A 15,988-nucleotide genomic window follows, 5' to 3' on the forward strand; every position below is an offset into this window, starting at 1 on the left:
GATCTTTCGGGACCAGACTATCGAGCGTCACCATCTCGAGAGCGGTCTGTTCAGGAGCAGGTTTCTTCAACATGTCCCAATGAATCATAAACCCCCAGCTCACGCCAGGGGTTTGTCAGCAGTCTGAGGGCCGCTTTCGCGGCCCTTGATGCGGGTTTGGTGCTGGCTTACGCTGGGCGAACCAGAACGTGCTTTTTCTTGCCAACCGATAGCTTGATGACGCCGTCGCCGGTCACTTCGCCGGTGCCGACCATCTGACGCTCGTCGGAAATGCCCTGATCGTTGATCTTCACCGCACCGCCCTGAACGTGGCGGCGAGCTTCGCCATTCGAGCCGGCAAGGCCGGCACGGACGATGAGGGAGAGGACGCCAACGCCGGCTTCGAGTTCGGATGCCGGAACCTCGATGGAGGGCAGGTTTTCGGCGAGCGCGCCTTCCTCGAAGGTCTTGCGCGCCGTTTCGGCCGCTTCTTCCGCAGCGGCGCGGCCATGCAGGATCGCCGTCACTTCGGTTGCGAGGATCTTCTTCGCTTCGTTGATCTCCGATCCGCCAAGCGCCGCGATGCGAGCGATTTCGTCCATCGGCAGGGTGGTGAAGAGCTTGGCGAAGCGCACGACATCCGCATCTTCCGTGTTGCGCCAGTATTGCCAGAAATCATAGACCGGCAGCAGGTCCTTGTTCAGCCACACGGCGCCCGAGGCCGACTTGCCCATCTTGGCACCCGAAGAGGTGGTGAGCAGCGGCGAGGTCAGCGCGTAAAGCTGCGGTGTCCCCATGCGGTGACCGAGGTCGATGCCGTTGATAATGTTGCCCCACTGGTCAGAGCCGCCCATCTGCAGGCGGCAGCCGGTGCGCTGGTTCAGCTCCACAAAGTCGTAGGCCTGCAGGATCATGTAGTTGAATTCGAGGAAGGACAGCGACTGCTCGCGGTCGAGGCGGGTCTTCACGCTGTCGAAGGACAGCATGCGGTTGACCGAGAAATGGCGGCCGACATCGCGCAGGAATTCGAGATAGTTCAGACCACGCAGCCAGTCGGCATTGTTGATCATCAGCGCCGGATTGTTGGCGCGGTCGTAGTCGAGGTAATTGGCGAAGACATGCTTGAGCGAGGTGATGTTGTCCTCGATCATGTCGATCGTCATCAGCTTGCGGGCCTCTTCCTTGAAAGACGGATCACCCACCATGCCGGTGCCGCCGCCCATCAGGGAAATCGGCTGGTGGCCGGTCTTCTGCATCCAGTGCAGCATCATGATCTGGGTGAGGTGGCCGACATGCAAACTGGAGGCCGTCGGGTCATAGCCGATATAGGCGGTCACGGTTTCCTTGGCGAACAGTTCGTCGAGACCCGACTCGTCGGAGATCTGGTGAATGAAGCCGCGCTCATCGAGCGTGCGGAGGAAATCGGACTTGAACCTGGACATAACCTTTTTCTTTCTGGTTGGACCTTTGCCGTCATCGAGAACCAATGAACGTCGCGGCTTTATCATTGTTTTTTGAAATGTGCACCCGTTTCGGCCATGAATATCGGGATTCAAGGTAAGCATGATTCGAGATTGCAGGGGAGCGGCAGGTGGGCGAGGTCAAAACGGCAATCGGGCTGATGAGCGGCACATCGATGGACGGCATCGATATCGCCCTTTTGTGCACGGATGGCGAAAGCGTGGTCCGGCATGGGCCGAGCGGTTATTTTCCCTATGATCCGGGTCTGCGTGCCATCTGGCAGAAGGCGCTCACGACGGCCAAATCCATTCGCGAGCGGCGCGAACGCCCCGGCGATCTGGCGGAGGCTGAGCGCAAGCTGACGCTTGCCCATGCGGCGGCGGTGAAATCCTTTCTCCATCGTCACCGGCTCCAGCCCGGTGATATCGATGTCATCGGTTTTCATGGCCAGACGGTGCTGCACCGGCCGGATGAGGCGCTGACCGTGCAGATCGGCGACGGCGCGCTTCTGGCTGAGGAAACCGGTATCGATGTGGTTTATGACATGCGTGCCAACGACATGGTGCATGGCGGGCAGGGTGCGCCGCTGATCCCTGCCTACCATATGGCACTTTCCGCCAACCTGCCTGAAGGCTTCGAAACGCCCGCCGTCTTCGTCAATATTGGGGGGATCTCCAATCTGACCTATATTGGCGAGGGTAGGCGGCTTGCGGCCTTCGACAGCGGTCCGGGCAATATGCTGATCGACCAGTGGATCGAGGCGCATACCGGCAAAGCCTTCGACAAGGGCGGCAGGACGGCGGCGGGTGGCAGCGTCGTTGGCTCGTTGGTGGCGCGTTATATGGAAAGCCCGTTTTTTTCGGCCAATATCCGTCGTTCGCTTGATCGCGGTGATTTTGTGCCGCCGCAAAAGGGGGAGGTCTCCTTGGCGGATGGGGCACGGACGCTGGCGCATCTGACAGGTGCTGCCATTCTGAAATCGGCGAGCTATCTGCCGGAGGCGGCGAAAACCTATGTGGTTTGCGGTGGTGGACGGCTCAACCCGGTGATCATGGGAGAATTTGCCGAGCTTGCAGCAAAGTCGGGTGCGCGGGTGATCGCGGCGGAGGAGGCGGGTTTTGATGGCGGGGCGATGGAGGCGGAGGCCTGGGCCTATCTGGCGGTGCGATCGCTGAAGGGGCTGCCGCTGACTTATCCGGGGACGACGGGGGTGACGGAGCCGGTGACGGGTGGGGTTTTGGTGCGGGGGTAGTGATCGACGGCGGGTGTGGCTTACCCCCCTCTGCCCTGCCGGGCATCTCCCCCTCAAGGGGGGAGATCAGCCAGACGCCTGCTCCTCGCCCAAGCTTATACGTTAAAGATGGCCGGAAGGTCGCCACGATTCGATCTCCCCCCTTGAGGGGGAGATGCCCGGCAGGGCAGAGGGGGGTAAGCCACACCCACCGTCGATCATTAGCGATAAATCAAGACGTGCGCTAGAAATGCGCCGCCAATCACCGAATGCGCTTCGCCGCCGGCTCCGGCACCAGTTCGCCGTTGAGGCGACGATCAAGATAGTCCTCGCATTCGCCCATCAGCTCATCCACCTTGCCGTTGAAGAAGTGGTTGGCTCCGGGAAGCGTGCGGTGGGTGATGAGGATGCCCTTCTGGGTCTTCAGTTTTTCGACCAGGCCGTTCACATCTTTCTCAGGCGCGACCTTGTCGGCGTCGCCATTGATGATGAGGCCCGAAGACGGGCAGGGGGCGAGGAAGGAGAAGTCGTAGGTATTGGGCTGCGGCGCAATCGACATGAAGCCTTCGATTTCCGGGCGGCGCATCAGAAGCTGCATGCCGATCCAGGCGCCGAAGGAATAACCGGCAACCCAGCAGCTCTTGGAATCGGGATGCAGGCTCTGCACCCAGTCGAGCGCCGAGGCGGCGTCAGACAGCTCGCCGGCACCGTGGTCGAATTCGCCCTGGCTGCGACCGATGGAACGGAAGTTGAACCGGAGCGTCGTGAAGCCGCGCTTCTGGAAAAGATAGAAGAGCTGATAGACGATCTGGTTGTTCATCGTGCCGCCAAACTGCGGGTGCGGATGAAGGATGATCGCAATCGGCGCGCTCTTTTCCTTGGAGGGTTGATAACGGCCTTCGAGGCGACCCGCAGGGCCGTTAAAAATGACTTCGGGCATTGGTACTCCGGTCGTGTTTTTTCATTCTCCAACCGCATTCTTCCGATGAGAAGACTTGACGAACTGTGTCATCTTTTCTAGAACGCAGTTTAGAATAATTCGAAACTTTGCGTGTGCTTAAGCACTCGGGTCGTGTCATAAGGCAAGCGCAACTGTAATTTCAAGAAAAATGCGTTTTGGCGCATATAAGATTGAGCGAAGCTTTTCCGCTATGACGGGTTTAACGCGCACATATATGGACTGGAACGCCACGGCGCCGCTTCTGCCCGCCGTGCGGGATGTTCTTGTCTCTGCGCTGGAAATTGCCGGCAACCCGTCTTCCGTGCATCGGGAAGGGCGCGCTGCCCGCGCCGCCGTGGAGGCTGCCCGTCGCGATGTTGCCGCCCTTGCCGGCGCGCAGGCGTCGCATGTCACCTTCACCAGCGGTGCGACAGAAGCGGCCAATCTGGTTTTGACGCCGGATTTCAAAATGGGGCGCGCGCCTGTGCGTTATGGCCGCCTTTACGCGTCTGCGATCGAGCATCCCGCTTTCCGGGAAGGCGGCCGGTTCGGCAAGATTGACGTTACGGAAATTCCCGTTACGTCAGCGGGTGTCATCGATCTCGCGGCGCTTGAGGTGCTGCTGTCGTCGCATGACAAGTCCACTGGTCTGCCGATGGTCGCCTGCATGCTGGTCAATAATGAGACCGGCATTCTCCAGCCTGTGGCGGAAGCCGCGCGGCTTGTGCATGTGGTAGGCGGATTGATGGTGGTCGATGCCGTGCAGGCGGCGGGCCGCATTCCGCTCGATATCAATGCTCTCGATGCGGATTTCCTCGTTCTCTCGTCTCACAAGCTCGGTGGCCCGAAGGGTGCCGGCGCTCTCATTTCGCGCGGCGAGGTGATGATGCCGAAACCGCTGATCCATGGCGGCGGGCAGGAAAAGGGCCATCGTTCCGGCACGGAAAATACCCTGTCGGTCATTGGTTTCGGTGCAGCGGCCGTCGTGGCGGCCGCGAAGCTGGCGGACGAAGCGGCGCGTCTTGGCGCGCTGCGGGCGAAGCTGGAAAACGGCATGCGGGTCAATGCGCCCGACGTCATCATCCATGGTGCCGATGTCGCCCGTGTGGGCAATACGACGTTTTTCACCCTGCCGGGCCTGAAAGCCGAAACCGGACAGATCGCCTTCGACATAGAAGGTATTGCGCTCTCTGCCGGTTCGGCCTGCTCCTCCGGCAAGGTGGGTGAAAGCCACGTGCTGACGGCGATGGGGCACGATCCCAAGCTCGGCGCGCTCAGGATTTCCCTCGGTCACGCGACTGACGAGGCGGATATAGACAGAACGCTTGCGGCGTTCACGAAAATTGCCGGGCGGCGCAGGCTTTCCGGTCAGGCCGCTTAAAATGCGGCAAAGAATTGCGGAATAGCAATTTTCCGCTTGCCGGGATGTGTGAAAAGCGCCATCCCGCACTTACATGGGTATAAGCTCCGCCCCGTTTAACGGCTCGGAACGATTTGCCCGAAGATGAATAAGGCGGCTTTCCGCCTTGATACGTTGACAAGCCACCGGACCTTGGCTCCGGCGAGATTGGAGAACGACATGGCAGCGGTTCAGGAAACGATCGATCAGGTCCGCCAGATCGATGTGGACCAGTATAAATACGGCTTCGAAACCGAAATCGAAGTCGACAAGGCCCCGAAGGGCCTTTCGGAAGAGGTGATCCGTTTCATCTCGGCCAAGAAGCAGGAGCCGGAATGGATGCTGGAATGGCGTCTTGAGGCTTACAAGCGCTGGCTGACGATGGAAGAGCCGACCTGGGCGCGCGTCAGCTACCCCAAGATCGACTTCAACGATCTCTATTATTATGCCGCGCCGAAAAGCACCCCCGGCCCGAAGTCGCTCGATGAAGTCGACCCGGAGCTGCTGAACGTCTATGAAAAGCTAGGCATTCCGCTGAAAGAGCAGGAAATCCTCGCTGGCGTCGAAAAGCGTCAGGTGGCCGTGGATGCCGTGTTCGACAGCGTCTCTGTTGTCACCACCTTCAAGGCGGAACTGGCGAAGGCCGGCGTGATCTTCATGTCGATCTCGGAAGCCGTGCGCGAGCATCCGGAGCTGGTGAAGAAATATCTCGGTTCGGTTGTTCCCACGACGGACAATTTCTACGCCACGCTGAACTCGGCTGTCTTCACCGACGGTTCATTCGTGTTCGTGCCGAAGGGCGTTCGTTGCCCGATGGAGCTTTCCACCTATTTCCGCATCAACGAAAAGAACACCGGCCAGTTCGAGCGCACGCTGATCATCGCTGAAGAGGGGGCTTACGTCTCCTATCTGGAAGGCTGCACGGCTCCCCAGCGCGACGAGAACCAGCTTCACGCCGCCGTTGTCGAACTGGTGGCGCTTGACGATGCCGAAATCAAATATTCCACCGTCCAGAACTGGTATCCGGGCGACAAGGATGGCAAGGGCGGCATCTACAACTTCGTGACCAAGCGCGGCGATTGCCGTGGCAACCGTTCGAAGATTTCGTGGACGCAGGTTGAAACCGGTTCTGCCATCACCTGGAAATACCCGTCCTGCATTTTGCGCGGCGACGACAGCCGTGGCGAATTCTATTCGATTGCGGTTTCCAACGGCCATCAGCAGATCGACAGTGGCACCAAGATGATCCATCTCGGCAAGAACACGTCGAGCCGCATTATCGCCAAGGGCATTGCCGCCGGTTTTTCGGAAAACGTCTATCGCGGTCAGGTCTCTGCCCACCGCAAGGCGACCAACACGCGCAACTTCACGCAGTGCGACTCGCTTTTGATCGGCGACAAGTGCGGCGCACACACCGTGCCTTACATCGAGGCGAAGAACTCGTCTGCGCATTTCGAGCACGAGGCGACGACGTCGAAGATTTCCGAAGACCAGCTGTTCTATTGCCTGCAGCGCGGCATTCCTGAGGAAGCGGCCATCGCGCTGATCGTCAACGGCTTCGTGAAGGAAGTCATTCAGGAACTGCCGATGGAATTTGCCGTGGAAGCGCAGAAGCTGATCGGCATTTCGCTGGAAGGTTCGGTCGGCTGATGGGGACAGCCCGGCTTGGCGGTCTTGCGCTCTTCATACTGCTTTGCATGTTCGTAGCGATGTGCGGCATCTTTGTGGGAGTTGGCGGGCTGCTGGCGGGTTGGACTTTCGCCGGGCCTCTTCTGATAGGCAGCGGTATCGGTTTGGCGGTAATATTTTGGCTGACCGATGCGCTGAGACCTGAGACATTTGAACGTTTCTCTTCCAGAGAGAGAAAACAAGATCGAGAGAATTGAACATGCTTGAAATCATCGACCTGCACGCAAAGATCGCCGATACCGAAACCGAGATCATCAAGGGCCTCAACCTGAAGGTTGCCGCCGGTGAAGTCGCCGCCATCATGGGGCCGAACGGTTCCGGCAAGTCGACGCTGTCCTACATCCTGTCGGGCCGCGAAGATTACGAAGTCACCTCCGGTGACATTCTCTATAACGGCGAGAGCATTCTGGAACTGGACGCCGCCGAGCGCGCCGCCAAGGGCATTTTCCTGGCCTTCCAGTATCCGGTCGAAATTCCCGGCGTCGCCACCATGCAGTTCCTGAAGGTTGCGATGAACGAGCAGCGCAAGGCGCGTGGCGAGTCCGAGTTGACGACGCCGGACTTCATCCGCCGCGTCAAGGAAGCGGCCGGCGACCTGAAGATCGACATGGAGATGCTGAAGCGTCCGCTGAATGTCGGTTTCTCCGGTGGTGAGAAGAAGCGCGCTGAAATCCTGCAGATGGCGCTGCTTGAGCCGAAACTCTGCGTTCTCGACGAAACCGATAGCGGTCTCGACATCGACGCGCTGAAGATCGTGGCTGACGGCGTCAACGCGCTGAAGTCGCCGGATCGCGCCACCGTCGTCATCACCCACTATCAGCGCCTGCTCGATTACATCGTGCCCGACAGCGTTCACGTTCTCTACAAGGGCAAGATCATCCGCTCGGGTGACAAGGCGCTCGCACTGGAGCTGGAAAACAACGGTTACGCCGACATCATCGGTGAAGCGGCCTAAGTCAAAGGCCAGGAGGTGATGTCCATGAACATTCAAGCTACCAACCGGCTGACGCCAGCGGAAACCGCGCTGGTCGACGCCTACACCGCCAAGTTCAGCGAATTGCCGGGCGACGGCGCTGTTGTTGCCGCGCGTGACGTGCTGTTCGATGATCTCAAAACCGGCGGTCTTCCGACCCGCCGCATCGAGGCGTGGCACTATACCGATCTGAAGAGCCTGCTGCGCGCCGTTCCGGAAGACCAGCCGGCGCCCGTTATCGAGAAGCTGGCGCCGACGGTTGCCGGCTCGCTGGTTGCCTATCTGCAGCATGGCACGGCCGATATCGGCAAGATTGAAGATGTTCGCGTGTCGCGCTTTGCGGAAAGCCTGCTCGATGGTTCCGCCGCCGCCGGCCTTGCTGAAGCCAGCAAGGATGACGCGATTGGCCGCATCAATGGCAGCTTCGTGCGCGATGGCCTGGTGCTCGATATCCCGGCCGATGCCGATATCGAGAAGCCGATCGAATTGCAGGCGGTCCATGGCGCAGGCCAGGTTCACAGCCGCTTCCCGGTCCGTTTCGGCAAGGGTTCCAAGGCAACCGTCATCGAGCGTCACCTTTCGGTGACTTCTGATGCGGCCCTCGTGTCCTCGGTCAGCGATATCGTTGTCGAGGATGGCGCGGAAGTGACCTGGATCATCCTGCAGCAACAGGGGGCGGCCGATATCCATCTTGGCCAGCTGCGCATGAAAATCGGCGCGGACGCCAAGATTCGCCTGTTCATTGTCAATGCCGGCGGCAAGCTGGTGCGCCAGGAACTGCGCATCGATGTGCAAGGCGAGGGCACTGACCTCATCGTTCGCGGCGTCAACCTCCTGGGCGGCGAAACCCATACCGACGTGACGATGGTTCTCGGCCACAACGTGCCGAACACGACCTCGACGGAAGTATTCCGCAACGTGGTGTTTGACCGTGCCAAGGGCATTTTCCAGGGCATGATCCGGGTGGCGCCCGATGCCCAGAAGACCGACGCGAAGATGGCCTGCAATACGCTGCTGATGTCCGACGATGGCGAGTTCTCGGCAAAGCCGGAACTGGAAATCTTTGCCGATGACGTTCAGTGCGGCCATGGCGCGACGGTTGCCGATATCAGCGACAATCATCTCTATTACCTGATGGCGCGCGGCGTGCCGCGGGCGAAGGCACGGGCGATGCTCGTCAACGCCTTCGTTGCCGAGATCGTCGAGGAACTGGAAGAAGAAAATCTGGTAGAGGCGCTGGAGACGATCATCTCCGGCTGGCTGGAACATCATGCCTGAGAGCGAACGCGCCGCATTGGCGGCCCCTTATGACATCGAAGCCGTGCGGAAGGATTTCCCGATCCTGTCGCGCGAGGTCTATGGCAAGCCGCTCACCTATCTCGACAACGGCGCGTCCGCTCAAAAACCGCAGGTGGTGATCGACGCCGTTTCGCATGCTTATGCGAACGAATACGCCAATGTGCATCGCGGCCTGCATTTTCTCTCCAATGCCGCAACCGACGCCTATGAGGCGGCGCGCGAAAAGGTGCGCCGGTTCCTCAATGCCGGTTCGGTGGACGAGATCGTCTTCACCAAATCCTCCACCGAGGCGATCAATACGGTTGCCTATGGCTACGGCATGCCCAAGATCGGCGAGGGCGACGAGATCGTCATCTCGATCATGGAGCATCACTCCAACATCGTGCCGTGGCATTTCATTCGCGAACGGCAGGGCGCCAAGCTCGTCTGGGTGCCTGTCGATGATGACGGCGCGTTCCATATCGAGGCTTTCGAGAAGAGCCTGACGGAGCGTACCAAGCTCGTTGCCATCACCCATATGTCGAATGCGCTCGGCACCATCGTGCCGGTGAAAGAAATCTGCCGGATCGCCCGTGAGCGCGGCATTCCGGTGTTGATCGATGGTTCGCAGGGTGCCGTTCACATGCCGGTCGATGTTCGTGACATCGATTGCGACTGGTATGTGATGACCGGCCACAAGCTCTACGGTCCCTCAGGCATCGGTGTGCTCTATGGCAAGGCCGACCGCTTGCGCGAGATGCGGCCGTTCCAGGGCGGCGGCGAGATGATCCTCGACGTTTCCGAAGAAAATGTCACCTATAACGAGCCGCCGCATCGTTTCGAAGCCGGCACGCCGCCCATCGTGCAGGCGATCGGCCTCGGTTACGCGCTCGATTATATGGATAATCTCGGCCGCGCCGCGATTGCGGCCCACGAGGCCGATCTTGCCGCTTATGCCGCCGAGCGGTTGCGCGAGGTCAACTCTCTGCGCATCATCGGCAATGCGCCTGACAAGGGCGGTATCTTCTCTTTTGAGCTTGAGGGCATTCACGCCCATGATGTCTCGATGGTGATCGACCGGCGCGGCGTTGCCGTGCGTGCCGGCACGCATTGCGCCATGCCACTCTTGAAACGCTTCGGCGTCACCTCCACATGCCGGGCGTCGTTCGGCCTTTACAATACCCGCGCCGAAGTAGACTCTCTTGTTGAGGCGCTGGAATATGCGCGCAAATTTTTCGCCTGATATCGGCATGAATGAGATCAGGATTGAGGATCAGACCATGACTGCGGAAGCCACTGCAAAGACATCCGATGCGACCGAAGAAGCGGCAAAGCCGTCTTCCATTCCGCCTGACGAGCTGGCGCGTCTCAGCGACGACGTGATCTCGGCGTTGAAAACCGTCTACGACCCGGAAATTCCAGCCGATATTTTCGAACTCGGCCTGATCTACAAGATCGACATCGAGGACGACCGGATGGTCAAGATCGTCATGACGCTGACGGCACCCGGTTGCCCGGTGGCGGGCGAAATGCCCGGTTGGGTGGAAAACGCGGTCGGCGCCGTCGAGGGTGTTTCCGGCGTTACCGTCGAAATGACCTTTGACCCGCCGTGGACGCCGGACCGGATGTCGGAAGAAGCGCAAGTTGCCGTCGGCTGGTACTGATTTGATTTTGACTGAAGTCATCCCTTGATGACATCGTCAGGCGAACTTAAATTGAATTCCATAAGCATCGAGCCTTGAACTCGATTGTCGAAGGAGAATGGGCCCATGGGCTTCGCAATTATGACCATGACCGGGGCTGCCGCCTCGCGCGTTAAAGCAATCGTCGAAAATTCCGGCCCGGACGCCAAGGGCGTGCGCGTCGGCATCAAGAAGGGCGGCTGCGCAGGCATGGAATATACCATCGACCTCGTGACCGAAGCGGATGCGAAGGACGATCTGGTCGAATTCGACGGGGCAAAGGTCTGGGTTCAGCCTTCCGCCGTGCTTTATCTGCTCGGCACCCAGATGGATTTCGAGGTGACCAAGATGCGATCCGGCTTCACTTTCAACAATCCGAACCAGACCTCCGCCTGCGGCTGCGGTGAATCGGTGGAACTGAAGCCCGCGGATCTCGCGGCGCTGGCGAAGCAGCGCGAGGCAGAGGCCAGCGTTTGATTTGATGCGGCTGCGCGTCATTTTCGGGCGCGACCAAAAGACCTTTGGCTCTCAACGCCTTGTAAAACCCTCCATATGTTATCACCTTTACCGTGCTTATAGAGCGAGCGGTTGCCGCTTGTTTCTTCTCCCCGCCGGGGAGAAGGTCGCGGCAGCGGGATGAGGGGGCGAGGGTGGTGGGATACGGCAACGTTGCCCCCTCATCCGACCCTTCGGGCCACCTTCTCCCCGGCGGGGAGAAGAAATATGCCGCTACGTGGTGCGAAGCTGATTACATTTTCACTCGTGCCGCAGCGCCTCGATCGGGCTCAAACTCGCTGCCCGCCGCGCCGGGAAATAGCCGAAAATCACCCCGATGGCCGCTGAAAAAGCGAAGGCGAGGAAGATGATCGACGGGCTGGTGACGAAGGGCACGTTGAGGAAGCTGACGACGCCATAAGCAAGGCCGAGACCCGTGAGAATTCCGACAAGGCCGCCGAAGGCGGAGAGCATGACGGCTTCCACCAGAAACTGCGTCAGCACCTGTTTTTCCAGCGCGCCGATGGCAAGACGAATGCCGATTTCGCGGGTGCGCTCGGTTACCGACACCAGCATGATGTTCATGATGCCGATGCCGCCGACCAGCAGGCTGACGGCGGCGACTGCACCCAGAAGCCCGGTCAGCAGCGTCGTCGTGCCGGTCATGGCCGAGGCGATCTGCGTCATGTCGTTGACGGTGAAATCATCTTCACGGCCGATGCCGATGCGCCGACGCTCGCGCAGCAGGTTCTGCAGGTCGCTTTGCACCTTGGCGGTGGAAACGCCGTCTTGTGCCGAAACCATGATCGAGGAAATGGTGGTGGTGCCGCCGATGCGCCGCTGGTGGATTTTCAGCGGCATGATGATGGTGTCGTCCTGATCGTCTCCGAGGCCGGACTGGCCTTTTCGGGCGAGAACACCGATGACGGGGCAGGAGATGTTGCTGACGCGGATCGTCTGCCCGACAGGGTTTTCCGCGCCGAAGAGTTCCTGACGCACCGTTTCGCCGATGATGCAGCCGATCTGGCCGCCTCGATCTTCGGCCGGCTGGAAGTCGCGGCCGAGCGCGATGGTCCAGTCCTGCGCGATCAGATAATCATTGGTGGTGCCGATGACGCTCGTCTGGTGGTTCTTGCCGCCGAAAATGACGGTTGCGGCGGAACTGCGGTTCTGCGGGGCAACGGCGCGGATGCCCGATATCTGATTGCGGATGGCCTCGACATCGCGGTCATCGAAGCGCTTGGCCTCGGTGCTGGCGCGGCCGGGGCCAAACTGACCGGGACGAACGAACAGCATGTTGGTACCGAGCCGCGACAATTCCGATTTCACCTGTTCCGTCGTGCCGTTGCCGATGGTGACCATGGCGATGACGGCGGCGACACCGATGACGACGCCGAGCACGGTGAGGAAGGAGCGCAGCAGGTTGCGGCTGATGGCGCGCAGCGCAAGACGCGACGTTTCAAAGAACATCGGCGGTCTCCTTGTCGGCGACCGCGCTGTCGGAGGCGAGGTGGCCATCAACGAAGCGCAGCAGGCGTCCGGCATGGGCGGCGATGTCCTCTTCATGGGTGACCATGACGACCGTGATACCCCTGTCGCGATTGAGCGCCGTGATCAACTCCATGATCTCGTTGCTGGTCTTCGTGTCGAGGTTACCTGTCGGTTCGTCGGCCAAAAGCAGGGCAGGGCGGGTGACGATGGCGCGCGCAATGGCCACACGCTGCTGCTGGCCGCCGGAAAGCTCCTGCGTGGTGTGATCCTCACGGCCCTTCAAACCGACTTGTGCCAGTGCCTCCATGGCGCGGGCGCGCCTCTCAGACGCCTTCATGCCGCGATAAACCAGCGGCAGCTCGACATTTTCCACCGCCGAGGTGCGGGAGAGAAGATTGAAGCCCTGAAACACGAAACCCAGCATGTGCCGACGCAGCAGTGTCAGATGTTCATTGTCGAAGCCGCTGGTCGGCACGCCCTGAAACAGATATTCGCCAGCCGTGGGCACATCCAGACAGCCGATGATGTTCATCGAGGTGGATTTGCCCGAGCCTGACGGCCCCATAATGGCGACGAATTCCTTTTCACGAATGGACAGGCTGACGCCATCGAGCGCGCGGATGGTCGCTTCGCCCCGGCCATATTGCTTGACGACATTGCGAAATTCGATGAGTGGCGGCTGTTGCATGCGGTTCTCCCCGTCAGCCGGCGTTGCGGGCCGTAGCGTCGGTAATCACCTGGTCATCGGCTTTCAGCTCACCCGATTTTACAACCGTATGCTGGCCATCGGTGGAGCCGGTTTCAATGGCGACGGAGACGGGCGCGTTGTTGCGCAGCACCCAGACGGTTCTTTTGCCTGTTGCGGCCTGGCCGGCGTCGCGGTTCTGCGAACGGCCCATACGAGGCGGACGGAACAGGCTCATCAACCCACCGCCACGGGAGGCGGATTCGCGCGGCGGGGTATAACGCAGCGCTGAATTCGGCACCAGCAGCGCATCCTTGATCTCTTCGACGACGATATTGGCGGTCGCCGTCATGCCCGGGCGCAGCAGCAGTTCTTCATTATCGACCGTCAATATGCCCTTGTAGGTCACCACGTTGGAAACGGTTTCGGAGGCGAAGCGGACAGTCTCGATCTCGGCCGGGAAGCTGCGGTCGGGATAGGCATCGACATTGAAGGTGGCTTTCTGCCCGGTCTCCACCTTGCCGACATCGGCCTCATCCACCGAAACCTGCAATTCCATGTGACGCAGATCACCGGCGATGGTGAAGAGCACAGGGGCGTTGAGCGAGGAGGCGACGGTGGCGCCGGGATCGACACTGCGGGTGAGGATCACGCCATCGATGGGCGAGACGATCTTGGCCTTGCCGAGATTGACCTCGGCCAGCCGCAGATCCGCTTCCGCCGAAAGCACGGTCGCCTCGTTCACCTCCAGCGTCGCGGCGGCGGCATCATGGGTAAATTGGGCGGCATCCAGATCCTGCTGGCTGGACACCCGATTCTGCACCAGCGACCGCAGGCGCTCCATGGATGTCTTGGCCGAGCCGAGATCGGCGCGCGCCTTCAGCACATTGGCCTTGGCGGAGGCGAGCTTGGCGCGGGCGCTCTGCACGTCGGCCTCCAGCTTGTTGGTATCCAGCTCCGCCAGAACGTCTCCTGCCTTTACCGGGCTATTATAGGTGACATTGACCTTGCGCACCGTGCCGGACAATTCACTCGATATATCGACCTGATCCGTCGGCTGAACCGAGCCGGTGGAGGTGACGATGACGGACAGATCGCCCTGACGCGCAGGTTCCGTGGTGTAGTTATAGGCAACACCCGCCGCGCGCGACTGGTAATAATAACCAAGACCGCCGCCAATCAGCACGATGGCCGCCGCGATATAAAGAAACCGGCGCGATTTCTTCTTTCGGCCGTTTCTGTTCGTTCCCAGAATCTCCCGCAGATCGGGCTGGGTGTCTGGTGTATCGCGGCCACTGCCGTTGGCGTCATTCATTCTCGTCACCCGCAAAATTCAAAGTGCCACAGAGGGTTGTTTCCGCTCCGCGATTTGTCTGTCCATCTGTCGCCGTTGTATTCCTCTGATTGTGGGAAGTGACATAGCTTGCCCTAAGGGTGAAGTGAAAACTTGGTAATATTTATGATAGTTCTGGTCTGCTAGAGATAGGTATTGGAAAAGCCGATGCCATCTTTAGGGCAGAGGTTTCAGCAGCGACATTCAGGACGATGATGAAATGAACGACAACGTGGTGAAGTTCCGCAAACCGGTGCCGCCGAAAAAACCGCGCGAACCGCTTGGGCCGAAAGCGAAGAGGGCGCTGACGATTGTGGCTGTCATCGCGTTTTTTGTGGCGGCTTGGGGGTATTTCACGCTGATGGGGCAGGGGTAGGGCTCGGCTGCTTGCGGCGGGTACGCTGGGGGGCGATGGTGTGAGCGCCATATTGGGGATTGACGCCGCATGGACGGCGACCGAGCCGAGCGGCGTGGCGCTGGTCGTCAAGGACGGCCTTCACTGGCGCCTGCGGGCTGCCGCCTCGTCCTATGATCATTTTCTCGCACTTCTACTGGAAACATCCGCCCGCACTGATCGTCCCCGGGGTTCGGTTGCGCAGGCGACAGCGCTTCTGAATGTTGCGGAATCGCTTGCCGGATGCAACGTCAGTCTCATCGCGATTGATATGCCGCTCTCCAATGCCCCGATCAGGGCCCGCAGAGTGTCGGATAATCGTGTGTCATCGGCTTACGGCGCGCGTTATTGCAGCACCCACACCCCGAATGCACTGAGGCCGGGCAAGATCAGCGACGATCTCAAGCTCGCATTTGAAAGCGCGGGTTATCCATTGTTGACTAGGGAAATTTCCGGGCGGGGACTGCTCGAGGTCTATCCACACCCGGCACTGGTCGAATTGACGAAATCCGAGAAGCGGCTTCCCTATAAACACTCGAAAATCGGTAACTACTGGCGATCAGATCCCATTCCTGTCCGGCGCGCCAAACTCATCGACGTATGGCGTTTCATTATCGCTCATCTCGATGAGCGTATCGCGGGCGTCGCCGATGCATTGATCGTTCCGCAGGCGAATGCTCGCGGCTGGGAGATGAAGGCCTTCGAAGACATGATGGACGCCGTGGTGTGCGCCTGGATCGGCATCTGCGCGCTGGAAGGCGATGCGATACCTTACGGCGACGACAGCTCCGCGATCTGGATTCCCTCGGCTGGCTGAGCCGCAATCGTCAAATGTCCGACTTGAGAGATAGGTGACGTTTTGTACCGGAGACATGGGTAACACTTTTCGCTTTGCGGGAGGTGTTGATGCCGTGGAGAGAGACTTCGGTTATGGAAGAACGTCTACGCTTTGTCGCCC

The 15,988-nt window shown here is 59.9% G+C and carries 15 protein-coding genes; 10 read left to right on the forward strand and 5 right to left on the reverse strand.

Annotated features, from left to right (window positions below; all coding sequences use genetic code 11):
- Positions 1-167 precede the first annotated feature (167 nt).
- Entirely contained in the window at positions 168-1,421 is a 1,254-nt protein-coding gene (gene tyrS, locus PL599_RS22570) for a tyrosine--tRNA ligase (RefSeq protein WP_269825412.1), read from the reverse strand.
- Positions 1,422-1,570: 149 nt separating this feature from the next.
- Between tyrS and PL599_RS22575 the strand changes: the two genes are divergently transcribed.
- A complete protein-coding gene (locus tag PL599_RS22575) occupies positions 1,571-2,692 on the forward strand; it encodes an anhydro-N-acetylmuramic acid kinase (protein ID WP_269825411.1) in 1,122 nt (373 codons plus the stop codon).
- A 241-nt stretch (positions 2,693-2,933) separates the two neighbouring features.
- On the opposite strand, the gene PL599_RS22585 is transcribed toward PL599_RS22575, so the two are convergent.
- On the reverse strand, positions 2,934-3,611 hold the full coding sequence (locus PL599_RS22585) for an alpha/beta hydrolase (protein ID WP_003495402.1): 678 nt from the start codon (positions 3,609-3,611) through the stop codon (positions 2,934-2,936).
- Between the two features lie 211 nt (positions 3,612-3,822).
- Here PL599_RS22585 and PL599_RS22590 point away from each other — a divergent pair, with 211 nt between their 5' ends.
- The 7 genes from PL599_RS22590 (at position 3,823) to sufA (ending at position 11,109) form a co-directional block, all read left to right on the forward strand.
- On the forward strand, positions 3,823-4,992 hold the full coding sequence (locus tag PL599_RS22590) for a cysteine desulfurase family protein (protein WP_269825410.1): 1,170 nt from the start codon (positions 3,823-3,825) through the stop codon (positions 4,990-4,992).
- Positions 4,993-5,190: 198 nt separating this feature from the next.
- Complete coding sequence (gene sufB, locus PL599_RS22595) at positions 5,191-6,660, forward strand: Fe-S cluster assembly protein SufB (RefSeq protein WP_271359890.1); 1,470 nt, start codon at positions 5,191-5,193, stop codon at positions 6,658-6,660.
- Between the two features lie 238 nt (positions 6,661-6,898).
- Positions 6,899-7,654 (forward strand): Fe-S cluster assembly ATPase SufC, encoded by a 756-nt coding sequence (sufC, locus tag PL599_RS22600; protein ID WP_003522658.1) that lies wholly within the window; start codon positions 6,899-6,901, stop codon positions 7,652-7,654.
- Positions 7,655-7,678: 24 nt separating this feature from the next.
- Positions 7,679-8,950, forward strand: a complete 1,272-nt coding sequence (sufD, locus tag PL599_RS22605) for a Fe-S cluster assembly protein SufD (RefSeq protein WP_077982881.1) — start codon at positions 7,679-7,681, stop codon at positions 8,948-8,950.
- On the forward strand, positions 8,943-10,193 hold the full coding sequence (locus PL599_RS22610; protein WP_269825409.1) for a cysteine desulfurase: 1,251 nt from the start codon (positions 8,943-8,945) through the stop codon (positions 10,191-10,193). The genes sufD and PL599_RS22610 overlap by 8 nt, the downstream gene beginning before the upstream one ends.
- A 37-nt stretch (positions 10,194-10,230) precedes the next feature.
- Positions 10,231-10,614 carry an SUF system Fe-S cluster assembly protein gene (locus PL599_RS22615; protein ID WP_077982880.1) on the forward strand — a complete coding sequence of 128 codons (384 nt, stop codon included), beginning with the start codon at positions 10,231-10,233 and terminating at the stop codon, positions 10,612-10,614.
- 105 nt (positions 10,615-10,719) lie between these two features.
- Positions 10,720-11,109 (forward strand): Fe-S cluster assembly scaffold SufA, encoded by a 390-nt coding sequence (gene sufA, locus PL599_RS22620; RefSeq protein WP_003515971.1) that lies wholly within the window; start codon positions 10,720-10,722, stop codon positions 11,107-11,109.
- 279 nt (positions 11,110-11,388) lie between these two features.
- Here sufA and PL599_RS22625 read toward each other — a convergent pair whose 3' ends face one another.
- From PL599_RS22625 to PL599_RS22635, 3 genes are read right to left on the reverse strand one after another with little or no spacing between them, the layout of a single operon-like run.
- The gene (locus tag PL599_RS22625) at positions 11,389-12,597 is read right to left on the reverse strand and encodes an ABC transporter permease (RefSeq protein ID WP_173989311.1); all 1,209 of its coding nucleotides are present in this window, start codon (positions 12,595-12,597) and stop codon (positions 11,389-11,391) included.
- Positions 12,587-13,306 carry an ABC transporter ATP-binding protein gene (locus PL599_RS22630; RefSeq protein ID WP_173989309.1) on the reverse strand — a complete coding sequence of 240 codons (720 nt, stop codon included), beginning with the start codon at positions 13,304-13,306 and terminating at the stop codon, positions 12,587-12,589. The genes PL599_RS22625 and PL599_RS22630 overlap by 11 nt, the downstream gene beginning before the upstream one ends.
- Before the next feature lie 13 nt (positions 13,307-13,319).
- Positions 13,320-14,618 carry an efflux RND transporter periplasmic adaptor subunit gene (locus tag PL599_RS22635; RefSeq protein ID WP_269825407.1) on the reverse strand — a complete coding sequence of 433 codons (1,299 nt, stop codon included), beginning with the start codon at positions 14,616-14,618 and terminating at the stop codon, positions 13,320-13,322.
- Between the two features lie 238 nt (positions 14,619-14,856).
- On the opposite strand from PL599_RS22635, the gene PL599_RS22640 reads away from it, so the two are divergent.
- Positions 14,857-15,012, forward strand: a complete 156-nt coding sequence (locus PL599_RS22640; protein ID WP_080790473.1) for a hypothetical protein — start codon at positions 14,857-14,859, stop codon at positions 15,010-15,012.
- Positions 15,013-15,052: 40 nt separating this feature from the next.
- Positions 15,053-15,847: a DUF429 domain-containing protein gene (locus tag PL599_RS22645; protein ID WP_269825406.1), complete on the forward strand. Its 795-nt coding sequence runs from the start codon at positions 15,053-15,055 to the stop codon at positions 15,845-15,847.
- Positions 15,848-15,988 lie beyond the last annotated feature (141 nt).

Origin of the sequence: Agrobacterium sp. ST15.16.055 (assembly GCF_027956555.1) — a bacterium.
In the GTDB taxonomy this organism is placed as follows: Bacteria; Pseudomonadota; Alphaproteobacteria; order Rhizobiales; family Rhizobiaceae; genus Agrobacterium; species Agrobacterium salinitolerans.